The 21,801-nt window shown below is 70.9% G+C and carries 24 protein-coding genes and 1 pseudogene; 10 read left to right on the forward strand and 15 right to left on the reverse strand.

Features of this window, described 5'->3' with window-relative positions:
- Positions 1-72: 72 nt before the first annotated feature.
- From ABD330_RS06765 to ABD330_RS06775, 3 genes and pseudogenes are all read right to left on the reverse strand, one after another.
- On the reverse strand, positions 73-1,362 hold the full coding sequence (locus ABD330_RS06765) for a multidrug effflux MFS transporter (RefSeq protein WP_344461803.1): 1,290 nt from the start codon (positions 1,360-1,362) through the stop codon (positions 73-75).
- Between the two features lie 60 nt (positions 1,363-1,422).
- A pseudogene (locus tag ABD330_RS06770) lies at positions 1,423-1,831 on the reverse strand (ADP-ribosylation/crystallin J1).
- Between the two features lie 159 nt (positions 1,832-1,990).
- Positions 1,991-3,172, reverse strand: a complete 1,182-nt coding sequence (locus ABD330_RS06775; protein WP_344461805.1) for an acyl-CoA dehydrogenase family protein — start codon at positions 3,170-3,172, stop codon at positions 1,991-1,993.
- 229 nt (positions 3,173-3,401) lie between these two features.
- Between ABD330_RS06775 and ABD330_RS06780 the strand changes: the two genes are divergently transcribed.
- On the forward strand, positions 3,402-4,403 hold the full coding sequence (locus tag ABD330_RS06780) for a chitinase (protein WP_344461807.1): 1,002 nt from the start codon (positions 3,402-3,404) through the stop codon (positions 4,401-4,403).
- Between the two features lie 73 nt (positions 4,404-4,476).
- Here ABD330_RS06780 and ABD330_RS06785 read toward each other — a convergent pair whose 3' ends face one another.
- The 6 genes from ABD330_RS06785 to ABD330_RS06810 all read right to left on the reverse strand — a co-directional run bounded on the left by ABD330_RS06785 (position 4,477) and on the right by ABD330_RS06810 (position 7,606).
- On the reverse strand, positions 4,477-4,947 hold the full coding sequence (locus ABD330_RS06785) for an ATP-binding protein (protein WP_344461809.1): 471 nt from the start codon (positions 4,945-4,947) through the stop codon (positions 4,477-4,479).
- Between the two features lie 87 nt (positions 4,948-5,034).
- A complete protein-coding gene (locus ABD330_RS06790; protein WP_344461811.1) occupies positions 5,035-5,883 on the reverse strand; it encodes a DUF5753 domain-containing protein in 849 nt (282 codons plus the stop codon).
- A 23-nt stretch (positions 5,884-5,906) separates the two neighbouring features.
- The gene (locus ABD330_RS06795) at positions 5,907-6,431 is read right to left on the reverse strand and encodes a DUF6879 family protein (protein WP_344461813.1); all 525 of its coding nucleotides are present in this window, start codon (positions 6,429-6,431) and stop codon (positions 5,907-5,909) included.
- Positions 6,406-6,669, reverse strand: a complete 264-nt coding sequence (locus ABD330_RS06800) for a hypothetical protein (RefSeq protein ID WP_344461815.1) — start codon at positions 6,667-6,669, stop codon at positions 6,406-6,408. The genes ABD330_RS06795 and ABD330_RS06800 overlap by 26 nt, the downstream gene beginning before the upstream one ends.
- Before the next feature lie 306 nt (positions 6,670-6,975).
- Positions 6,976-7,428, reverse strand: coding sequence for a DUF6879 family protein (locus ABD330_RS06805; RefSeq protein WP_425555470.1), 453 nt, complete (start codon positions 7,426-7,428; stop codon positions 6,976-6,978).
- Positions 7,429-7,471: 43 nt separating this feature from the next.
- A complete protein-coding gene (locus ABD330_RS06810; RefSeq protein WP_344461819.1) occupies positions 7,472-7,606 on the reverse strand; it encodes a hypothetical protein in 135 nt (44 codons plus the stop codon).
- Positions 7,607-7,827: 221 nt separating this feature from the next.
- Between ABD330_RS06810 and ABD330_RS06815 the strand changes: the two genes are divergently transcribed.
- The gene (locus ABD330_RS06815; protein ID WP_344461821.1) at positions 7,828-8,532 is read left to right on the forward strand and encodes a carbon-nitrogen hydrolase family protein; all 705 of its coding nucleotides are present in this window, start codon (positions 7,828-7,830) and stop codon (positions 8,530-8,532) included.
- A 30-nt stretch (positions 8,533-8,562) separates the two neighbouring features.
- On the opposite strand, the gene ABD330_RS06820 is transcribed toward ABD330_RS06815, so the two are convergent.
- The 3 genes from ABD330_RS06820 to ABD330_RS06830 form a co-directional block, all read right to left on the reverse strand.
- Complete coding sequence (locus tag ABD330_RS06820) at positions 8,563-9,093, reverse strand: HPP family protein (protein ID WP_344461823.1); 531 nt, start codon at positions 9,091-9,093, stop codon at positions 8,563-8,565.
- Positions 9,094-9,256: 163 nt separating this feature from the next.
- Positions 9,257-11,176: a chloride channel protein gene (locus tag ABD330_RS06825; RefSeq protein WP_344461825.1), complete on the reverse strand. Its 1,920-nt coding sequence runs from the start codon at positions 11,174-11,176 to the stop codon at positions 9,257-9,259.
- Positions 11,173-11,673 carry a MarR family winged helix-turn-helix transcriptional regulator gene (locus ABD330_RS06830; RefSeq protein ID WP_344461827.1) on the reverse strand — a complete coding sequence of 167 codons (501 nt, stop codon included), beginning with the start codon at positions 11,671-11,673 and terminating at the stop codon, positions 11,173-11,175. The genes ABD330_RS06825 and ABD330_RS06830 overlap by 4 nt, the downstream gene beginning before the upstream one ends.
- Positions 11,674-12,317: 644 nt before the next feature.
- On the opposite strand from ABD330_RS06830, the gene ABD330_RS06835 reads away from it, so the two are divergent.
- From ABD330_RS06835 to ABD330_RS06850, 4 genes are all read left to right on the forward strand, one after another.
- Positions 12,318-13,145, forward strand: coding sequence for a helix-turn-helix domain-containing protein (locus ABD330_RS06835; protein ID WP_425555468.1), 828 nt, complete (start codon positions 12,318-12,320; stop codon positions 13,143-13,145).
- The gene (locus ABD330_RS06840; RefSeq protein ID WP_344461831.1) at positions 13,142-13,351 is read left to right on the forward strand and encodes a DUF397 domain-containing protein; all 210 of its coding nucleotides are present in this window, start codon (positions 13,142-13,144) and stop codon (positions 13,349-13,351) included. Before ABD330_RS06835 ends, ABD330_RS06840 begins: the two co-directional genes overlap by 4 nt.
- Before the next feature lie 373 nt (positions 13,352-13,724).
- A complete protein-coding gene (locus ABD330_RS06845; RefSeq protein ID WP_344461833.1) occupies positions 13,725-15,275 on the forward strand; it encodes a PKD domain-containing protein in 1,551 nt (516 codons plus the stop codon).
- A gap of 168 nt (positions 15,276-15,443) precedes the next feature.
- Complete coding sequence (locus ABD330_RS06850) at positions 15,444-16,169, forward strand: HEAT repeat domain-containing protein (protein WP_344461835.1); 726 nt, start codon at positions 15,444-15,446, stop codon at positions 16,167-16,169.
- Between the two features lie 95 nt (positions 16,170-16,264).
- Here ABD330_RS06850 and ABD330_RS06855 read toward each other — a convergent pair whose 3' ends face one another.
- Both ABD330_RS06855 and ABD330_RS06860 read right to left on the reverse strand, forming a co-directional pair.
- A complete protein-coding gene (locus ABD330_RS06855) occupies positions 16,265-17,113 on the reverse strand; it encodes a DUF7192 family protein (RefSeq protein WP_344461836.1) in 849 nt (282 codons plus the stop codon).
- Positions 17,110-18,042, reverse strand: coding sequence for an AAA family ATPase (locus tag ABD330_RS06860; protein ID WP_344461838.1), 933 nt, complete (start codon positions 18,040-18,042; stop codon positions 17,110-17,112). Before ABD330_RS06860 ends, ABD330_RS06855 begins: the two co-directional genes overlap by 4 nt.
- A 171-nt stretch (positions 18,043-18,213) precedes the next feature.
- Between ABD330_RS06860 and ABD330_RS06865 the strand changes: the two genes are divergently transcribed.
- The 3 genes from ABD330_RS06865 to ABD330_RS06875 all read left to right on the forward strand — a co-directional run bounded on the left by ABD330_RS06865 (position 18,214) and on the right by ABD330_RS06875 (position 20,465).
- On the forward strand, positions 18,214-18,417 hold the full coding sequence (locus ABD330_RS06865) for a hypothetical protein (RefSeq protein WP_344461840.1): 204 nt from the start codon (positions 18,214-18,216) through the stop codon (positions 18,415-18,417).
- 163 nt (positions 18,418-18,580) lie between these two features.
- Positions 18,581-18,946: a YrdB family protein gene (locus ABD330_RS06870; RefSeq protein ID WP_344461842.1), complete on the forward strand. Its 366-nt coding sequence runs from the start codon at positions 18,581-18,583 to the stop codon at positions 18,944-18,946.
- A 124-nt stretch (positions 18,947-19,070) separates the two neighbouring features.
- Positions 19,071-20,465 carry a class II fumarate hydratase gene (locus tag ABD330_RS06875; protein ID WP_344461844.1) on the forward strand — a complete coding sequence of 465 codons (1,395 nt, stop codon included), beginning with the start codon at positions 19,071-19,073 and terminating at the stop codon, positions 20,463-20,465.
- Between the two features lie 92 nt (positions 20,466-20,557).
- Here ABD330_RS06875 and ABD330_RS06880 read toward each other — a convergent pair whose 3' ends face one another.
- Positions 20,558-21,028 (reverse strand): SPW repeat protein, encoded by a 471-nt coding sequence (locus tag ABD330_RS06880; protein WP_344461845.1) that lies wholly within the window; start codon positions 21,026-21,028, stop codon positions 20,558-20,560.
- A gap of 214 nt (positions 21,029-21,242) precedes the next feature.
- On the opposite strand from ABD330_RS06880, the gene ABD330_RS06885 reads away from it, so the two are divergent.
- Positions 21,243-21,785, forward strand: coding sequence for a PadR family transcriptional regulator (locus ABD330_RS06885; protein ID WP_344461847.1), 543 nt, complete (start codon positions 21,243-21,245; stop codon positions 21,783-21,785).
- Positions 21,786-21,801 lie beyond the last annotated feature (16 nt).

A 21,801-nucleotide genomic window follows, 5' to 3' on the forward strand; every position in this document is an offset into this window, starting at 1 on the left:
CGTCCGCGCCGCCCCGCCGCCCACCGCCCCCTGCCTTCCGCACCCGCTCACGCGGGGACGGAAGGCAGGGGGTTACGCGTCGGCCGGGTCCCGGTCGTCCGACGGGCGGCAGAGCAGCAGGAACGAGGCGAGCGCGAGCACCGCGCAGCCGAGCACCACCGCGCCGAGCACCAGCACCGACGGCCGGGCGCCCGCACTGCTGAGCGGAGCGACCACCGCGCCGCACAGGAAGGTGCCCGTGCCGATCAGCGCCGAGGCCGAACCGGCCGCGTGCGGCGCCATGGTGAGCGCCTGGCCCGAGGAGTTCGGCAGGATCACGCCCATGCTCGCCATCAGCAGGAACAGAGCCGGCCAGACCCCGGCCAGACCGACGTCCCAGACGGCGGTGCACAGGATCAGCGCGGCACCCGCCAGCGCGGCGGCGGTGAGCCCGGCGAGCAGCAGCGCGCCGGAGGAGAAGCGCTGCACCAGCACCCGCCCGTTGAGCTGGGTGAAGCCGACCACCGCGATCGAGTTGACGGCGAAGAGCAGGCTGTACGTCTGCGGCGAGATGGCGTAGACCGTCTGCAGCACCACGGACGAACCGCCGACGTACGCGAAGAGCGCGCCGAAGCCGAAGGTACTGGTGAGGACGTACCCGAGGAACCGGGCGTCGCGCAGCAGGCCGCCGATCGCGCGGAAGGTGCTGCCGAGGCCCTGGGCGTGCCGGCGTTCGGGCGGGAGCGACTCGCGCAGGACGAGCAGGGCGCCGGCGGCGAGCAGGGCGCCGAGCCCGGCCAGCACGGCGAAGGTGCCGCGCCAGGAGGTGAACCGGAGCAGCTGGGCGCCCAGGACGGGTGCCAGGATCGGCGCCAGCCCGGATATCAGCCCCATCGAGGCCAGGAACCGGATCATCGCCACGCCCTCGTACCGGTCCCGGGCGATCGCCCGGCCGATCACCAACCCGGCGGCCCCGGCCACGCCTTGGAGGGCCCGGGCGGTCACCAGGACCGGCACCGAGCCGGCCAGCGCGCAGACCACGGTGGCCAGCGTGTAGACCAGCAGCCCGACCAGCAGCGGCCGTCGGCGGCCGAGCCGGTCGCTCAGCGGCCCGAACAGCAGCTGCCCGAGCGCCAGCCCGACCAGCGAGGCGGTGAGGGTGAGTTGGACCGCCTCGGCGGTCGAGCCGAGGTCACGGGTGAGGGCCGGGATGGCCGGCATGTAGAGGTCGGTGGTGAGCGGCCCGAGCGAGACCAGGCCGCCGAGCACGATCACGGTGCTGCGGCCGGGCGGTGGTACGGCCGCTCCGCTGCTCCTGCCCGCCGGGGCGGGTGGGGAGTTCGGGGCCGACTGGTCGTCCGCGCCTACGGTCGGGGCTGGCATCTGACTCCTCGGAGGATGGTGGCGGGTACACCGTCCTACCACTCCCCGGCCGCCTTTCCCTCAGGAGACGGCCGGACCGGGTGCGACGACGTCAGGCACGGGCGGGCGGAACTCCCGGACGACCTCGATCCGGCCGACGATGTGCGTGTTGAACTCGGCCAGCTCCTCGGCCGGCACCCAGAGCTCCAGGATCGTCCGGCCGCCCGCCTGCCTGCCTGCCTGCCTGCCGGACGGGGTACCGGGCGAGGAAGTCGCTCTCCACCTCGAACCGCGTCACGTACCCGACCCCGGACGCGGGCACGTTCCAGTCCCGGGCGATCCGGACGGCGTAGTCCTCGTTCAGCACCGGGTAGAAGATCGGCTGGTCCGGCAGCCGGGGCGGCCAGGCGCGCCAGTCGGCGGCCTCGACGAGCGCGAGCTCCTTCGGGCCGGTCGGGCGCCACAGGGTGGTGGTGTCGGTGCTGTCCATGCCGTCACCGTAGGGGCTCGGAACGGCCCGCCACCAGCGCTTTTCCGCACACGGCGGCCCGTACGGGCAGGGCCCGCCCGGTGTCGGGCGGGCCCTGCCCGACGGGCCGTGGTGCCGCGCGGGAGAGCTCGGCGGCAGGCGGCCCGGCGGTGGGCCGGCTCAGCGGTAGGCCGGCTCGCCGGTGATCGTCTCGCCGAGCACGAGGGTGTGGATCTCGGCGGTGCCCTCGTACGTGAGCACCGACTCCAGGTTGTTGGCGTGCCGCAGGACGGGGTACTCGGTGGTGATGCCGTTGGCGCCGAGGATGGTCCGGGCGCTGCGGGCGATCTCCAGCGCGGCGCGGACGTTGTTGAGCTTGCCGAAGCTGATGTGGGCCGGCCGGCACCGGCCCTCATCCTTGAGCCGGCCGATCCGGACGGCCACCAGGTAGGCCTTCTCGACCTCCAGCATCATCTCGACCAGCTTCTGCTGGGTCAGTTGGAACCCGGCGATCGGGCGGTCGAACTGGATCCGGCTCTTCGCGTAGTCGAGCGCGGTGGTGTAGCAGTCGCGGGCGGCGCCGACGGTGCCCCACAGGATGCCGTAGCGGGCCTCGCCCAGCGAGGAGAGCGGGCCGCGCAGGCCCTCGACACCGGGCAGTACCGCGTCGGCGGGCAGCACGACCTCGTCGAAGGCCAACTCGCTGGTCACCGAGGCCCGCAGCGAGAGCTTGCCGTGCACATCGGTGGCGGTCAGGCCCGGGGTGCCCTTGGGGACGAGGAAGCCCCGGACGCCCTCGTCGGTCTGCGCCCAGACCACCGCGACGTCGGAGATGCTGCCGTTGGTGATCCACATCTTGCTGCCGGAGAGCACCCAGTCGGTGCCCTTGCGCCGGGCCCTGGTCCGCATGTTGGCCGGGTCGGAGCCGAAGTCCGGCTCGGTCAGGGCGAAGCAGCCGATCGCCCGGCCGGCCGCGAGGTCGGGCAGCCACTGCTGCTTCTGCTCCTCGGAGCCGTACGCGTGGATCGAGCGCATCGCCAGCGAGCCCTGGACCGAGACGAAGCTGCGCAACCCCGAGTCGGCGGCCTCCAGTTCCATGCAGGCGACGCCGTAGGCGACCGCCGAGGAGCCGGTGCAGCCGTACCCGTCGAGGTGCATGCCGAGCACACCGAGCTTCCCGAGCTCCGGGGCGAGTTCGCGGGCCGGGAAGACGCCCTGCTCGAACCACTCGCCGACGTACGGCCGGATCCGCTCGTCGGCGAACTTCCGTACGGTGTCGCGGATCAGCCGCTCCTCGTCGGTCAGCAGCTCGCCGACGGCGAGCAGGTCGGCGGGGTCGAGGCGGGCAGGGGTGGTTGCCATGGCGGAACTCCTCGGAGCGGATGGGCGGGTAGCGGGGTGGGCCACGGCGACGAGTATCGCGTACGGGGGCGCGCCGGGGTACGAGACGCTGCCCACATCGATCATGCCGGTCCTCTTGACGCGGTCACGGCGGGCTGGTTCGCTTTCGCGTGCGGTTAGGAAACTTTCCTAACATGTGTCAGCGCTGTCCCCTCCGTATCCCCCAGACTCCCCGACGGAACGGTGACCTATGCATCCGCGCACCCTGCTCCGCCCGCTGCTCACCCTCGCCACCACCGCCGCCCTGGCTACCGGCTCCCTCGCCCTCGCGCCGGCCGGCGCGACCCCGGCCGTCAAGGCCGACCCGGTCGGCCTCAACGCCCCGTACGAGTACCTGGGCTGGGGCAGCCCGCAGAAGCCGGCCGACGTGATGGCGGCGACCGGGATCAAGCAGTTCACGCTCGCCTTCATGCTCAGCGACGGCGGCTGCAACCCCAAGTGGGACGGCAGCCGGGCGCTCACCGGCGGCAGCGACCAGTCCGCGATCAACAGCATCCGGGCGGCCGGCGGCGACGTCGTGGTCTCCTTCGGCGGCTGGAGCGGCAACAAGCTCGGCGAGAAGTGCGGCTCGGCCGGCGCGCTGGCCGGGGCGTACCAGAAGGTGATCGACGCCTACAAGCTCAAGGCGGTCGACATCGACATCGAGAACACCGAGGTCTCCGACGCGACGGTCCGCCAGCGGGTGATCAGCGCGCTCAAGACCGTGCGCACCGCCAACCCCGGCATCAAGGAGTACGTCACCTTCGGCACCACGACCACCGGCCCGGACTCCGACGGGACGGACCTGATCAGGAAGGGCGCGGCGGCCGGCCTCGCGGTGGACGGCTGGACCATCATGCCGTTCGACTTCGGCAGCCACAGCGGCTCGATGGGCTCCGTCACCACCAAGGCCGCCGACGGCCTGAAGAACACCGTGGCGAGCGCCTACGGCTACGACGCGGCGACCGCCTACCGGCACATCGGGATCTCCTCGATGAACGGGGCCACCGACGAGAGCGACGAGAGTGTCTCCACCGGCGACTTCACCACCATGCTGAACTACGCCACCACCCACCACCTGGCCCGCTTCACCTTCTGGGCCGTCAACCGCGACCGCGCCTGCTCGGGCGGCGCCTCCGCCGGGGACTCGTGCAGCGGCATCGCCCAGCCCTCGTACGCCTTCACCAAGATCATCGCCAAGTACCACGGCTGACCGACGCCGACCGGAGGGCCCCTGACCTGCTCAATCGGCAGGCCGGGGCCCTTTCGGCCGGCCCGGGAGTGCGTCAGGGCACGACACGTGCCCTCAGGTCCGCGTGCACGGTCTTGCCGAGCGCCTCGACCTGCACGCCCCAGTGGCCGCCGGTCAGGCGGTGCACCATGGCCAGCCCCCGGCCCGACTCCGCTACCGGCCCGGCGTCGACCATCACGGGCATCACCCGGGAGCCGTCCCGGACGGCGATCCGGACCGTCTGGACGGTGACGCGGCGGATCGTGACGGCCATCCGGCGATGGCATCCCGTGCCGACCGCGTTCGCGACCAGCTCGCTCACGATGGACTGAGCGTCGTCCACCAGACCCGGCAACTCCCAGGCCGTCAGCTTGTCGCGGACCAGCCGTCGGGCGGCCGACGCGGACTCGGGTGCGTACGGGAGCAGCACGGTCGCCGGAACCACGGCGCGCACCGCCGGGGCCGCCTCGACCAGGTGCAGAGCCGGACCGGATGCGGACGTTCCGAGCGGTGCCGGCGTGCCCATGGGTTGCTCCCCCTCGCTGATCGGTGGCACCGACGCTAGGGAGCAACAGGCAACGCTCTCAACGCACTTGCAGCAGATTGCAGGGATTCACCCGAGCGCGTCGATCGCAGCCGTGATGAGAGACCGTGCTCGGGTTCCGTGAACGGCGAGTTCCGCGTAGCGCGCGAACGCCTGCACGTAGAGAGTGACTTCGCTGGGCGACGTAACCGTCACCTGCGCGGCCAGCAGCTCCACGGCGGCCTGCTCGGCATCGAAGATGTTGAAGGTCTCCACCGGCCACATGTGGCGCGTTGCGGCGAACGGGATGATCCCGAGCGAGACGGAGGGCAGCGACATGACCGCGAGCAGGTGCCCGAGCTGGCCGGCCATCGTCTCGGCATCCCCCAGCTGGTAGCGCAGAACGGATTCCTCGACCACGATCGCGAAGCGGTGATTGCCTTCCCGAATAACGTGGGATCGGGCCAGGCGGGCGGCTACGGCCTCGGCGACGTCGTTGGGCGTCCGGCGGAAGTCAGCCACCGTCGTCAGGAGGGCGGTCGCGTACGCCTCGGTCTGCAACACGCCCGGCACGACCCGGGAGGAGTAGGCGCGGAAGAGTCGGGTGCGCTCGTAGAGCGGGACTGCGGACTCTTGCAGCCTGCGCAGCCCGGTGCGGGTGAGGCGGCGCCACTCGACGTACATGGAGTCCACGGCGCGGTTGGCGGCGATCAGGTCCTCGACCTGGTCGCCGGCGCCGCACACCGCGCACCAGGCCCGGATGTCGGAGTCCGACGGCGCGGTCCTGGCGTTGATGATGCGGGAGGTCTTGGCGCTGTTCCACCCGCACAGGGCAGCCAGCTCCTGCCCCTGGAGACCCGCGTCCAGCATGATCTCACGCAGCCGCGCGGCGAGGGCCAGACGAGCCTCTTGGGCGCTGGAGGACGGTGAGGTGGGCATGAGCCGACTGTCCGTTGCTGATGTCAGACGGTGTACTTCTCGTGGTCGATGCCGCGCTCCCAGACAGCTTCGAACGCGGAGGCGCAGAGTTTCGCCACCGCGGGGTCTTCGCACATCTCCGGTCCTCCGGATGCACCGTCGCCCGTGAAGTGGTTGAACCGGACGATCCTTCCGTCGAACAGCCAGAAGTCGTTGCCGGGCAGCGCGATGTCCGAAGCCTGACGGCGCGGGAGCCACCGCACCTGCTCACCGGCTGCGAGATTGACGACGGTTCCGGCGTGCTCGTAGCGGATGTAGTCGGTGACCGGCTCGGAGACGATCCGGGCCCGGCGCACCACGACACCCCGGGCGAGGGCGCCCCGGACGGACGACACCCAGCCGGACCAGCCCTCGGACTCGGGGGCGAGATCCGGGTGGACCCCGGTACGGCGGAAGGTCTCGAAGTCCGCGGCCTCACCGGCGATGCCGTAGGAGTCACGCATCTCCAGGTGCACCGCAGTGTGCTGGGCGCCGGCCAGCAGCTCAGAGAAGTCCGGCACGTTCTGCATCGTCGAGCGCCTTCCTGATGATCTCCGCCATGCGCAGCGGGACACGGGTCACGTTCTCGTGGTCGGGAGTACCGACGGCATGACCGGGGACCCATTCCGTGCTGCCGATCTTCGCCAGCAGCGCCTCGCCGGGCTTCCAGCCCTGGAGGACGAGCTCCTTCTCTTCGTCGTCCACCCACACCATCGGGCTCTCGTCCTTGCCGGTGTTGGGGTCGATTCCGCTGAACCGTAGCGTCATGGTGCACTCCCGTACCAAGTTGGTTGCGTTGGCTTGCACGTGAACGACATTTCACCATCGGACTACGGACCGTCAAGAGTACACAGCGCCAAGTGAACTCGCCTGGGCAGAACGGGCCTGCCGTGTACATCGCGGTGCGCCGTCCAGGAACGAATGTGCTTGTCCGAGGGCCGAGTTCGGCCGTGTTCGACGCGGGGACTCTTCGACTCGTGCCATCCAGCGAGCGCGGCCGTTCTTGGCCTGCTGAACGCCGGAGGGCGGTGAAGTCGGGGACACGGAGACCAACTGTGCGTCGTGGCAGGCGGGTCAGCCGGGCCGGTAGTCCTCGTGCGGAACGGCCCGTTCCCAGACTGTGTCGAAGGCCGATGCGCACAACTTCACGACGTTGGGATCCGTGGTGGCCTCGTCGTCCATGAAGTCACCCTCGCCACTGAAGTGGTGGATCATGGCGATGGTGCCGTCGATCAACCAGAAGTCGTTGCCCGGGAGAGCCAGGTCCGTGGCGCGGCGGCGCGGGAGCCAGCGAACCTGCTCGCCCGAAGCCACATTCGAGTACGTGATCTCGTACTCGAACCGGATGTACTCGCTGACCGGCTCGGAGACGATGCGGGCCCGGCGGACGTCGACACCCCGGCCGGTCGTCTCGGCGATGAGTTGATGCCAGGGACGCCACCACGAGGCAGGAGTGGCGGGGTCGTCCCGGTGGCCGGCCTGCCATGCGGTGAACAGGGGGTCGTCGCGCATGTAGCCGTCACGCATCTCCAGGTGGAGGGCCGACCGCCGGCAGCCGCGCAGCAGGTCCTCAAGCGTCGTGGGCACCGGCACCGTTCACCTCCGGGAGGAACTGCATGTAGTCGTCCGTCACGTCGTCGTAGTACACGGTCGGGGACTTGCCGTCGGGGCTGTTGGGATCCTTGCCAAGCCGGTGCAGTGTCATGGTGGGTCTCCTTCGCTGCCGAAGATGATCGCTGTGACAGAGCTTGCACCATCGGTCACAGCGGCTCCATGAACTTGCGGGAACTTGCACGGCTTCGGGCCGCAGCCGTGCCCGGCGCGGGTTGCCGCGTCCGAGCAGGCGCCGATAGGTTGCCGATCAAGCCCGTACGCACCAGCCGGAGGCACCCCCGTGCCCCGGCGCCGAGCCGTGGAGTCGTCCCCGTGCCTGGACAGCTGACCGTCGCCGTCGCCCAGCCCGCCTGTGTCCACCTGGACGTGGCCGCCAACGCCGCCGTGCACGCCGAGGTGGTCCGCGCGGCCGGGGCCGGGCTGGTGGTGTTCCCCGAACTGTCCCTCACCGGCTACGACCTGACCGCCCCCGCGATCGCCCCGGACGACGTCCGGCTCGCGCCCGTCACGGCCGCCTGTCGCGAGACCGGCAGCACCGCCCTGGTCTGCGCGGCCGTCGCCGAGCCGGACGGGTCCGAGTCGATCGCCCTGCTCGCCGTCACCGGCGCGGGCACGACGGTGGTCCACCGGAAGATGCACCTGCACGGCAAGGAGGTGGAGCGCTTCACCCCCGGCGCCGGGCACAGTGTGCTGGAGCTGGACGGTGTCCGGATCGGCCTGGCGATCTGCGCGGACGCCTCCGTCCCCGGGCATGCGGCGGACACCGCTGCCCTGGGCATCGACGTGTACCTCGCCAGCACCCTCTACTCCGACGACCCGGTCGCGCTCGCCCGCCGCGACGAGCACCTGCGCGGCGCCGCCGCCGCGCACGGCGTCTGGGCCGTCCTGGCCACCTCGGCCGGGCCGAGCGGCGATTACCCGCGGACCTCGGGCGGCTCCGGGTTCTGGTCCCCCGGCGGCGCCCTGGTCGCCCAGGCCGGCCCGGCGGCCGGTGAGGTGGTCAGCGCGACGATCTGACGATCCGCCCGGGGTGGCGACGCCCGGCCGTCACCACCAGTACACGGGATAGGTGGGGCTGTCGGACTTGGCGCGGGTGGCGGCCATGCCGGCGAGGACCAGGAGGGCGGTCGCCGCCGTCAGCAGGCCGAGGAAGTGCAGAGCCCTGGGGGCTTGCAGGACGACGATGACGGCGGTGGCGGCCGCGGGTGAGTGCGGAGTACGGCTGATCATCATGACGGTCACCGCCAGGCCGCCGGCCAGCGCGGCGGCCCAGGCGGAGTGACCGAACGCGGCGAGGACGGCGAACCCGGTGAGCGCCGCCAGGAGGTGGCCGCCGATGACGCTGCGCGGCTGCGCCAGGGGCAGCGTGGGGGTGCTGTGGACCAGGGCCGCGCTGGCCGCCAGCGGCGGGATGAGCATCGGCTGGTGGAGCAGGGATCCGGCGGCGACCAGTAGCAGGAGCACCGCGATGGATCCGGCGGTGGCGTGCAGCACGGTACCGGCGGTGGGTGCGGCAGGGGCACGGCTGGCCACCGGTCGCAGGGCAGGGCGGGGCCGGGTGGCCTGGTCGGTGGGCAAGGTGACTCCGGGACGGTCGGACCGGCGGAAGGTCCGGCGGTGTGCGGTTTCGGGAACGGTTCGGCCGGGCGACCGGGCGACCGGGTCGCTGCGGCGGGCGCGCGTGGTCGACGCGGCCGGGTCCTGCGCTCGGCTCCGGCTCCCGGGCGGCGCAGTCCGATGATCAATCTACCGCCGTCCTGCTGCCCGTCGGCCGGGCGGCCCCCTCGCCCGGTCCGGCGGCGGAGCGCCGGCCGCTGCCGGCCACGACGACGGTGCCCCGGTCCCGCCGACGGGTGAGCAGGCGCTCGCGCTGGTGCTCCTCGGTGAGGTCGTGCAGGCGCGCGGTCAGCAGGTGGCGCAGCGTGATGATCCCGAGCACCTCCCGGGACGGGCCGTCCTGGACGACGGGAGCGCTGGTGACCTCGTGTTCGGCGAAGAGGTACGCGATGCGGCGCAGGGTGTCGTCGGGGCGGACGACCAGTTGCGCGGGGACGGTGGCGTCGGCCACGGTGACGGACCGACCGGTGCTCGCCCGACCGGTGCCGGTTCCCGTACCCGTACCCGTACCGCTGCCGGTCGCCGTGCCGAACAGTCCGCGTCGGGTCGCCACACCGATCAGGGTGCCTGCGGCGTCGGTGACGGGGAACAGCCTCTGATCGGCGTGCCGTCCCTCGCCCAGAGCGGTCAGGAACTCGTCGTCGAGCAGGCTGTGCGCGGCGAGGATGCGGGGTGCGGGCCGCATGACCTCACCGGCGAAGAAGGTCTCCAGCGGATCGGTGGAGTACTCGCGGGTCAGGTGGAGTCCGCGGCGGGCGATCTTCTCGGTGAGCACCGAGCGCTTCAGGACCAGCGCGGACAGGCCGTAGGCGGCGGTCGAGGAGATCAGCAGGGGAAGGACGGCCGGCCAGGCGTGGGTGAGTTCCAGGGTGAAGACCACGCCGGTCAGCGGGGAGCGCATCACTCCGCCGACGACGGCGGCCAGGCCCATCATGGCCCAGAAGCCGGGGATCACCTGAGGGAGCAGCATGCCCTCGGCTGCGCCGAGCGCGCCGCCGATCATGAAGACCGGCGCCAGGACACCGCCGGAGGTCCCGGACCCCAGGGACAGCGACCAGATGAGCGTCTTGACGACCAGGATGCCGATGATCAACGAGAGGGTGGCGCGGCCCGTGAGCAGCTGGTCGATGACGTCGTAGCCGACGCCCAGCGCGCGGGGCTCGACGAGGCCGCCGACACCGATGATCGCGCCGCCGATGGCGGGCCACCACATCCAGTGGAAGGGCAGCCGGGCGAAGGCGTCCTCGGCGCGGTAGACCAGCCAGGTCGCCGCGACGGCCAGGGCGCCGCCGGTCAGTCCGGACACCAGGCACAGCGCCTCGACCGCCGGGGTGAGGTGGATGCCGGCGGTGGGGACGGGGAAGACGGGGTCCGTCCCGAGCAGGAACCCGCGGGCGACGGTGGCGACGGCGACCGAGGCGACGACGGGTACGAAGCTGCGCGGCCGCCATTCGAAGAGCAGCAACTCGACGGCGAGCAGCACGGCGGCCAGCGGTGAGTTGAAGGTGGCGGCCATGCCCGCGGCGGCTCCGGAGACCAGCAGGGTCTTCCGTTCGGTCGCGGTGAAGTGCAGGGCCTGGGCGAGGATGGAGCCGATCGCGCCGCCGGTCATGATGATCGGGCCCTCGGCGCCGAACGGGCCGCCGGTGCCGATGCTGATCGCCGCGGAGACGGGCTTGAGGGCCGCCACCCGGGGCGCCACCCGGCTGCCGCCGGTCAGGATCGCCTCGATGGCCTCCGGCATGCCGTGACCACGGATCTTCTCCGAGCCGAAGCGGGCCATCACCCCGATCACCAGGCCGCCGAGGACGGGCGCGCCGAGCACCAGCCACCACGGATGGTGCGCGCCGGGTGCGACGAGCGCGGTGCTCAAACGGCCGTAGAAGACCAGGTTGGTGACCAGGCCGATGAGGCGCAGCAGGGCGAGCGCGGCGAGCGCGCCCGCGCCGCCGACCACCAGCGCCCACGCGGTGACCAGCAGCATGCGGGGTTGGACGGTGAAGTCGCCCAGGTGGGCGGCGCGGTGGCGCTGTCCGGCGCTCACAGCGGCACCGGCCCGTGCAGCTCGGCCGTATAGGCCTCGCCGAGGACGGTGTGGAAGGCGCGCAGACCGGCGGCGGTCGCGGCGCGCTCGGAGGGTTCCAGGCGGCGCAGTACGCGTTCCAGTTCCTGGTGGCGCCAGCGCAGCACCCGTTCGACGAGCTGGGCGCCGCTCGGGCTGAGCTCCAGGGTGACCACACTCCGGTGGTGCGGGTCGGTGCCGCGGTTGACGTGCCCGGAGGCGAAGAGCCGGTCCGCGAGGCGGGTCACGGACGAGGCCCCGAGGCCGAGCGCGTGCGCGACCCGGGAGGACGGGCAGCGCCCCAGGTCCCCCAGGACCAGCAGCAGCCGGAACTGCGGCAGCGAGACCTCGCCCTCCAGCGTCTCCAGACTGCGCAGCGCCACGCCTATCAGGTCGCGGGTCGCGGTCTGGAAGGCCTCGATCTCGGCCTCCTGCGGTTCGGCTCCGGAGCCGGGCCGCTCTTCGGGTGTGTCAACCATGCGAGAAGTATTGCATGAGGCAACACTTGCCAAGAGGTAGTGTTCGGGTCGCGAGTGGAGCGCGGAGGCTCGGCCCGTGCGCGGCCACCCCGGAAGAAGGCCATGCGTCCGCCGGGCGCGAGGGCGGCCAGGGCGCGGGGCAGCAGGCCCCCGCGGACACCTTCCAGCACGACGTCGGCCGGGGCATCCCAGTCGTCGTGCCGTACGCCACAAGGAACCCGGCGGCGGCACGGGCGGGACTCCCTGACCCCACCCGCACCCCGGACCGGCACGGGAGCCCGGGAGGCCGCTCAGGTGGGCTCTTCCTTCGGGACCATCAGCGCGGGCCCGGTCATCCCGCCGCCCCCAGCAAGCTCCTGCACCTGGCGCAGCGGCAGCCCTCGTACGCCTGCGGGACGAGCCCCGTCGCCCGCCGGGAGAGCTCGGGGTCGTAGTCGTCCAGAGGAGACCAACCCGGCGGGCCGCCAGGTGAATTGGAGGTTCGCTCTGCCGCCCCGGACGGGGCCGGCACCTGCCTGGCCGGTGTGTTCCGAGCGCTCATCGCGCCCCCTTTCGTCGTTCTGTGTACCAGCATCGACACGCAGAGCTACGATCACCAGAGGTTGGACCTTGACGGAACTTTCATGTGAAAGGTTCTGGTGACCTTGAGCGACAGCGAGATTGACCCCGCGTCATCGCCCATGGCGAGGTTCGGCGCGGAACTGAGCAGGTCACGACGGGCGAGGGGCTGGTCCCAGGTCGAGCTCGGGAAGCGGATGGGCTACTCCAACACCCTGGTGTCGTACATCGAACGGGCGAAACGTCCTCCAACGAGCAAATTCGCGGTTAAAGCCGATGAAGTGTTCGAAACGGCGGGGACCTTCTACGAGCTGTGGCGGCGCTACTCGCGCGCCAGCCTGCTGGAGGGGTTCCCGGAGTTCGCGGAGGCCGAGGCTCGCTGTCGGCGGCTGCGCACCTTCGAGTTGAGCGTGATGCCCGGCCTCTTCCAGACCCCGGCCTACGCAACCGGCCTTGCCCTGGCCGCCGTACAGCGGGGCAGCATCACCCAGGATCAGGCGGACGAGCGGGTGGCGTTCCTTGCCCATCGCCAGCGTCTGCTGGAACGGACATCAGCGCCGGTCATCCACGCTGTCATGGACCAGAGCTGTCTGGTCCGCCCGGTGGGAGGGCGTGAGGTCATGCTCGAACAACTCGACTACCTTGAGGCGCTGTCGCGCCGCCCGCACATCACGATCCAGGTCGCCCCGTTCAGCCTTGCCGAACACGTCCCGTTCACCATGCCCATCGTTCTCCTGACGCTGCCCGACCATACGGTCTTCGGCTACGCCGAGTCCCAGGCCCGGGGCCACCTTGAGCGTGGACGCGAAGCCGTTGCCGCCTGGGAAAGAGACTACGATCAGCTGCAAGTGGAGTCGCTGTCCAAGGTGGCCTCTCTCGCCATGATCCGCGCTGTTAGGAAGGAACTTGAATGACGAACATCGACCTGACCGGCGCTCGGTGGGTGAAGTCGGGGCACAGCAACAACGGCGGCAACTGCATCGAGGTCGCGCCGGGCTTCGCCGACATCATGCCCGTCCGTGACTCCAAGGACCCCGACGGCCCCGCCCTCCTCTTCGCCGCCGACGCGTTCGCCGCGTTCGTGGCCGGCGTGAAGTCGGGGGAGTTCGACGCCGTCTGACGGACGGCCACCGACGCAGCGCGGAGCCCCGTCCCCACCGCCGGCCACGGCGGCAAGGGCGGGGCTTCGTGCTGTGACAACCCCGCCCAGGGCTGGATACGCCCCGCGCGGCGCACCTCGATGTTCCCGCAGATGGGCCCCCTCCCCCGAGGCCGTTCGCTCCCCTGACGACTTGTACGCTGAGCGTGTAATCGAATTGCTTGACCGTTGACAGAAACGTGGGGGATCGGTGCGCATTCGCCGACTCGTGGTTCCAGCTGCCCTCGTGGCGGCCGGTGTTGGTCTCACTCCCGGGCTCGCCCAGGCGGCGGGGCCCGCCGCCGCGTCTGCGGCGCGCGCCGCCCAGGGGGCACCGGTCGAAGCCGGTTCGGGCGTGGCACCGGGGCTGCCGGGCGGCACCTTCAGCAGCCCTGCCGACCGTACCGTGCTCTCGCCGAAGTCCGACGGGCGAAGCGGTCCGGCAGCGTCGGCCCAGTATCTCGCGGTCGACCTGAACGCCACGACTCCCACCGCACATTCGGTCGATCTGCAGACCATCATCACCGTCCTCAACGACTCCGCGGTCGACGTCACCATCACCTGGGGCGACGGGGCCAAGGACACCTTCTCCGCCGCTGTCGCCGGTTACCCCTCCGACATGCGCCACACCACGCACACGTACGCGGCGGTCGGCTCGTACGACGTCAAGGTCACGGTGAAGGACACCACCCACGGGAACGAGGCCACGAACGAGGTGCAGGTCGTCACCTCGGGCGCCGAGTTCACCCCGCACAAGCCCACCCGGCTGCTGGACACGCGCGCGGGCGTCGGCGCCGCCAAGGCCAAGGTCGCCGGGCACAGTTCGGTGGCCCTGAAGGTCGCGGGTACCGCCCAGGTCCCCACCGGGGTCTCCGCGGTGGTCCTCAACGTCACCGTCACCGACACCACGGCGGCCGGCCACATCTCGGTGCAGTCCGAGAAGGCCCTGGCCGAGAACGCCGCGACGTCGAACCTGAACTACGTCGCCGGCCAGACCGTCCCGAACCTGGTGGTGACGGCGGTCGGCAAGGACGGCTACGTACACCTGTACAACGCGGGCGGGGAGTCGGTCGACCTGATCGCCGACATCACCGGTTTCTTCACGCCCTCGCCCGCCAGCGGCTACCGGGCACTGCCGCCGGTGCGCGCGGTCGACACCCGCGAGGGGCTCGGGACGGCCAAGGGGCAGGTCGCCGGGCAGACGGGTTTCGACGCCGAGATCGCCGGCCGCAACGGCGTGCCGAAGGGCGTCACCGCCGTGGCACTCAACCTGACGGTCACCAACCCGCAGCAGGCCGGCTACCTGAGCGCCTACCCCAGCGGGCAGCCGGCACCGTCCACGTCCAGCGTGAACTTCTCCGCCGGCCAGACCATCGCCAACGCGGTGATCGTGCCGGTCGGCCCGGACGGCAGGATCACCCTGCGCAACGGCAGCACGAAGCCGGCGGACGTGGTCGTCGACGTCGTCGGCTACTACAGCCCCGACAGCCGCTCCGCCTTCGTGGCGGCCACGGTGCCGTTCCGGATCGTCGACAGCCGCAAGGACAGCTGGGGCCGCAAGGCCGGCCCGCTGGCGGCCCGTAGCTTCTACGCGATGCGGCTCGAAAGCGACACCACCACCCCCCGCGTCGACGGCTGGGTGCTGAACACCACCGTCACCGACACCACCGGTCCGGGCTACCTGTCGGTCGCTCCCGACCCGAACTTCTGGTCCGCCTACCAGAACGGCACTGCCGTCACGCCCCAGCGGCCCGGCTCCTCGACGCTGAACTGGACGGCGGGCGCGACCGTCCCGAACGTCGCACAGACCCCCGGCGGCAAGGGCGGCATCGTCGACATCTGGAACCAGAGCGGGCAGAACGCCGACTTCATCGTCGACCTGCTCGGCTACTACCAGACGGTCTGATCCACCGACGGTCGCGGCAACAGGGCGGTGCTCGGTGCGAGCACCGCCCTCAGCGGGCCGGACGGAGGCCACGGAGCCGACGGGCCGAAGGCGCGCATCCGCCCTGGGCGCGAGGCTTCCGGTTTATTGACTGGTCGCAACGGATCGGACGAGCGAGACTTCGTGGCCATGGACAGCATGATCACTCAGCGGGTCGGCGAGCTCGACGCGGATTCGAGCGAGGTGGCAGAGGACGCCCAGTACTCGCTGATCGCCATGGGGCCGGCGGTACTGGACGAGGTGATTGCGGCAACGCCTCACCTCGGGGTCTTCGGGCAGCTCTGCGCCATCGACGTCTTCACCGCGCTGAAGGACCCCCGACCGGGAGACGTGCTGATCGACCTGTTGGACAGCGAGAACGCCACCGTTCGCCAATGGGCGGCCGGAGCCTTGGCGGACCTGGAGATCCGGCGTGCCGTACCGGCTCTCCAACGAACCTACGAAGCCTTCCGGCGGCGAGGCGAGGCCCCCGACGACAGCGAAGGAGTGGCACTTCGCTGGGCACTGACGGATCTCGGAGCCCGCGAGCCCGTGATCCCGCCTCGGGCCGCCGCCCTGCGGACCTCGCTGGGCAACCTGGACCCCGCCTGGCCGACGGCTCACCTTGCCGAAGTCATCGAGGATCTCGCCGCTCACGATCAGGCGGTGCTCTATTTCCAGGTATGGCGGATCAGGCCGGACAACGGGGCCTCCGGGGGCCCCGGCCCGGGCATCGACTGGGACCTCGACCGCCAGTCGTCCTGGGCCCGGATCGTGGCCCACTGCCGGGACTGGGCACTGCTGGCAGCCGAAGCGACCGACAAGGCTCCCGATCTGGTGGCGACGATCTGTTGGATTGACGCCTCGGACCTGTGATGACCCCTCGGCCCGACCGAGTGGTCGTCAACTCAACTTCTCAGAGGGTGTCATCCATACTCACTTGGCGGCCCGTGGCCGACGGGGCTCAGCCTTCAAGGAAGGGAGAGGCCGAGGTCGGTGAAGGTGGTGCGGCACCAGGCCATCGCCAGGTCGAGGCTCTGCCAGTGGGGTTCGCCCGGGCGGAGGACCGGGAAGATGTAGGGGTCGCGGATCTCCGCGGGGAGGTTGCCGGGCACCCTGTCCGTGGAGCTGCCGTAGGTTGGGGGGAACAGGCGGGCGATGTCGCGGGGTTGAGCGTCCCAGACGCTGAACCAGAGTCTGCGCAGCATCGCCGGATGGGCCACGGCGAAGATCAGCCGTCCGACGTTGAGGGGTTCTCCGGGCGAGACGATTCGGGCTACCGAGCTGTGCGAGCGGATGGGGTCGCCTCGGAGTTCGCCCGACTTGCTCGACCAGATCTCCACGCTGTGTCCGGCCCCGATGATGCCCGCGCACAGGGCTGCGAGGGCCAGCCCCCGGTTGCGTACTTCGCGGTGCGGTGTGGTGCTGGGGTAGCTCCCAGGGATGAGGAAGGTGATGACCTTGCCGCGTCTGGAGACCTGCTGCACCGTCGCATTGACCATGCACTCGGGCGCACCGGACAGATACGCGGCGATGTCGACCTCACCGCCGGTCACGTCCAAGAAGGGCTCCAAGACCGGACCGCGGCCGGACAGACCGGCCAGTCGGCGCAGGGCGCCGATGGACAGCCCCACCTCCTCCAGTGGTTCGTGCCAGCCGTCGCGTGCCAGCTCCAGTGCCTCCTCCCAGGTGGCTCCGGCCCACGCGGTGCACGCGGTGCGGTTGTCCCGGCCGGCGCCGTTGCTGATGGACGAGGGCAGTTGGGCTGCGTCGAGGAACTCCTGCCAGGAGTAGAACGGCGGCAGGATCAGGCCGTTCACTGCGCAGCGTCGTTCGCGAAGCCGAGCCCGAGTGCCTGTCGGTGGGCGTTCGAGAGCCCGCGAGTGACCCGCCAGCTCAGTGCCTGCTCCCAGGTCGCCCCGGCTTCGAGCAGCTTGGCTCCGTCGATCGAGGCGCGCGGGGAGAAGACGAGCGGGAGGCGCTTGCGCTTCGCGGTGGCGCGCAGCTTGCGCACCTCGGCCAGCAGCCGGAGGGCCTCGGCGAGCTGCGAGGGGGCGTGGGCGGCCACCAGCCGTTCCTCCAGGCCGGGGTCGACCGGTATGTCGATGACGGTGAAGCGGTCCAGGGTGGCGGCGTCCAGGGCCTGCCGCCCCACGTACTGGTGATCTCCGCCGTGTCCGTACGTGTTCGCGGTGGCGACCAGTCGAAATTCGGGGTGGGCGTCCACCATGCCGTCCGCAAAGGCGCAGCAGCCGATTGCGAGGGCCTGGTTCAATTCGGCCAGCAGGCCCGGATGTCCGTTGTCCAGCTCATCCAGGAGCATGACGCCGCCGTGTTCGTAGGCTGCACGAAATGGTGTGCCCCGATAATTCCCCTCGGCGTCGAGATAGCCGAAGACCTTGCTCATCGGCGTTGTCGGCCCGAGGGACAGGGCGTGGAAGGAGAGACCCAGGGCGGCGGCGGCGTGCTTCGCCATGTGGGACTTTCCGGTGCCGGCGGGCCCGACGAGGAGCAGATGGCAGGCGGCGCCGAGTGCGAGCAGGACGTCCGGAAGCAGCCGGTGGGTCTCCCGCTCGACTGTCACTTCGGGGCGGCCGGGCAGTTGCACGGAAAGGGTGACCGGGGCCGCTTTCCGGTGTGCTTCGACGACCCTTTCATGAATAATCTTCTTGAGTTCCGGCATGGCACCGCGGACCGTCTCGTTCGCCGCCTCCCGGGCCATTTCGGGAATGTCGGGCGAATTGCGCATCGCGTCCAGTGCTATCTGCTCAACTGCTTGCCGAATTGCCCTTTGCATCCGTGGCCCCCTCGTCCGGACTCATCCGGAGGAAGCCTAGGCCTCCGATCGGTCGGCGTCAGCTGAAATGAAAATTGGACGATGGCCCAGGCATGGGAGCCGGTTTCAACCTGAGTCGTCGTCATGTTCAGCGGCCGGGCCGTTCTCCGCCTGGTCGCCGGCCCGGCCGCGTCGGGCGCCACCGGGCGCTACTACGACGGCACCCGGGAGGCCCGGGCCGACCCGCAGGCCTACGACGCCGCCGCCCGCGACCGGCTGCGCAGGCTCTCCGACCGGCTCGTCCGGCGCGCGCTCGGCGACCGGGCCCGGCCGGAGCCGGAGTCCTGACACCGGCCCGTACGTCGGCCGCGACTACAACTGCCACCGCTGAAAGCGGATCAACCGGGTGTCGTACGCCGCCCCAGGGGAACCATGGACGCATGAGGAAACCGCACGACCCGACAGTTGACGATCTGTCAGACTGTCCGCGTCAGACGAAGGAGGGGGCCCGATGATCCCGGCACCGCTGCACGTAGTCAACGAGGGGCTGGCCTTCGTCATCGAGGTCGCCGCGCTCGCCGCGCTCTGCTGGTGGGGCTTCAGCACCGGCAGCGGCGCCGTCACCCATCTGCTGCTGGGCATCGGGGCTCCGCTGGTCGCCGCCGTGCTCTGGGGGATGTTCGCCGCGCCCAAGGCGCGGTTCCAGGTGCCGCTGGCCGGTGTGCTGCTGGTCAAGTTCCTGGTGTTCGCCGCCGCCACCGCCGGCCTGTGGGCCATCGACCGGCACACCCTGGCCACCGTCTTCGGTGTGGTCGCGGCCGTCAACACGGTGGTCGCGACGGTCGACCGCCGCGCGCTCATGCACCAGCAGTCCTAGGGTCTGCCGAGAGCCGCCCGAACGCGAGAACCGCCGGACGCGAGAGCCACCCGATCGGAGGACGCGAGGGAGGAAATACCTGGGGCTCCTGCGCGGCTCTGATCACCAGGAGGTGTGTCGCGCCATGGGTGACGAGCAGGAGTACCGGGTCGAGCACGACTCGATGGGTGAGGTGCGGGTGCCGGCCGCGGCCAAGTGGCAGGCGCAGACCCAGCGGGCGGTGGAGAACTTCCCGGTGTCGGGCCAACGGCTGGAGCGGGCGCACATCGCGGCGCTGGCCCGGATCAAGGCGGCCGCCGCCAGGGTCAACGCCGAGCTCGGGGTGCTGGACGGCGAGACGGCGGCGGCCGTGCAGGCGGCGGCCGAGGAGGTCGCGGCGGGGCGCTGGGACGGCGAGTTCCCGGTGGACGTGTTCCAGACCGGTTCGGGGACGTCCTCGAACATGAACGCCAACGAGGTGATCGCCACCCTGGCGGGCGAGCGGCTGGGCCGTCCGGTGCACCCGAACGACCAGGTCAATGCCAGCCAGTCCTCCAACGACGTCTTCCCGTCCTCGATCCACATCGCGGCGACGGCGGCGGTCACCGCTGATCTCCTCCCGGCGCTGGACCACCTCGCGGTGGCGCTGGAGGGCCGGGCGGCGGAGTTCGCCGAGGTGGTGAAGTCCGGTCGGACGCACCTGATGGACGCCACCCCGGTCACCCTGGGGCAGGAGTTCGGCGGGTACGCGGCGCAGGTCCGGTACGGGATCGAGCGGCTGCACGCGGTGCTCCCCCGGGTCGCCGAGCTGCCGCTCGGCGGCACCGCCGTGGGCACCGGCATCAACACCCCGCCGGGCTTCGCCGCCGCCGTGATCGCCGAGGTGGCCCGCTCGACCGGGCTGCCGCTCACCGAGGCCCGGAACCACTTCGAGGCGCAGGGCGCGCGCGACGCGCTGGTGGAGCTGAGCGGCCAGCTGCGGACGGTCGCGGTCGGCTTCACGAAGATCGCGAACGATCTGCGCTGGATGGGCTCGGGCCCGCGCACCGGGCTCGGCGAGATCAACCTGCCGGATCTCCAGCCGGGCTCGTCGATCATGCCCGGCAAGGTCAACCCGGTGCTGCCGGAGGTGGTGCTGATGGTCGCGGCGCAGGTGATCGGCAACGACACGACCGTCACGGTGGCGGGCGCGAGCGGCAACTTCGAGCTCAACGTGATGCTGCCGGTGATCGCCCGCAACGTGCTGGAGTCCGTCCGGCTGCTGGCCAACAGCGCCCGGCTGCTGGCCGACCGCACGGTGGACGGCATCACGGCCAACGTCGAGCGGGCCCGGGAGTACGCCGAGTCCTCGCCCTCGGTGGTGACACCGCTGAACAAGTACATCGGCTACGAGGAGGCCGCCAAGACCGCCAAGCAGGCCCTGGCCGAGCGTAAGACCATCCGGCAGGTGGTGCTGGAGCGCGGCTACCTGGAGCAGGGCAAGCTGACGGAGGCGCAGCTCGACGAGGCGCTGGACGTCCTGCGGATGACGCACCCCTGAGGCGCCGACCATAGGTAGGGGGCGCGGGGATCTTCCCCGCGCCCCTTTCCGTGGTTGACCGAGCTGTGGTTGATCGAGTGCCTACCCGGTTGTCATCCGCCGCTCGAAGCGGAGCCGCGCCGGCGTGCCATGCCGCTGCCCAGCGTGACGGTCATGGCGACTGCCGCCATGCCCAGGCAGAGCATCACGCCGCCGGTGATCGTGTTGGTGAGGATCGTCCGACGCACGTGCGCGCCACCGTTGATCGCCCAGGGTGCGACCACGGTCCAGATACCCAGCAGGGACGCGGCCCAGGCCCGCGCGTGCGTGCGCTCGTAGGCGGAGCCGAAGCCCGCCATCAGCACCGTGTAGGCCAGTCCGACGATCAGGTTGGTGATGGCCAGGGTGGAGAAGGCCGTGTTGTAGCCGACCACCCAGGGAGAAGCTGCCAGGAACAGACCGGCGATGATCGCCAGAGCCTCGACCGCTTGCGCCCGGGGGGTTGCCACCACCCGCTCGGCACGGTCACGCAATTCCAGGATGTCCGGATGGGTCTCCATGCTCATCGGAAGCTGGGTCGACACCGGGACCACCTCCTTGACTAGGGACATGACAGCCGCATAGCCACTACCCATTCTGTGCCAAAAATAACGGTTCGTCCTGATTTGCTCACATCAGCTCCCGCCCACTTCTTCACCCTGCGCGTCCCCGCCCGCAGCGCTCGTTCTCGCGTGATCCGCGTCTCAACCCCAGCGGGTCGCATTGTCTATGCAACTCGTTGCATAGCAGGATGGCGGCATGGCCCTTGAGCACGCGATCCTCGTCTCCCTGCTGGAACAGCCCGGCTCGGGGTACGAGCTGGCGCGCCGCTTCGACCGGTCCATCGGCCGCTTCTGGACCGCCACCCACCAGCAGATCTACCGGGTGCTGCGGCGGATGGAGACGGACGGCTGGATCGTCGCCGAGGAGGTCGCCCAGGACGGCCGGCCCGACAAGAAGGTCTACGCGGCCGCCGCACCGGGCCGTACCGCACTGGCCGACTGGCTGCGCGAGCCCGTCGAGCCGGAGACCGTCCGGCACGAACTCGCCGTCAAGATCCGCGCCGCCGCCTTCGACGACCCCGCCGCGCTGATCTCCGAGGTCGAACGGCACCGGGAGAGCCACGCCGCCCTGCTGGACCGCTACCTCACGGGCGAGCAGCGCGACTTCCCCGACCTGGCGGCCCTCGACGCCCGCCAGGAGCTCCAGCACGTGGTGCTGCGCGGCGGCATCGAGTACGAGCGGATGACCCTCGCCTGGCTGGACGACGTGCTCGCCACCCTGCACCGCCTCGCCCACTGAAAGCACCGGCGGGCGG

Origin of the sequence: Kitasatospora kazusensis, assembly GCF_039529945.1 — a bacterium.
GTDB classification, from domain to species: domain Bacteria; phylum Actinomycetota; class Actinomycetes; order Streptomycetales; family Streptomycetaceae; genus Kitasatospora; species Kitasatospora kazusensis.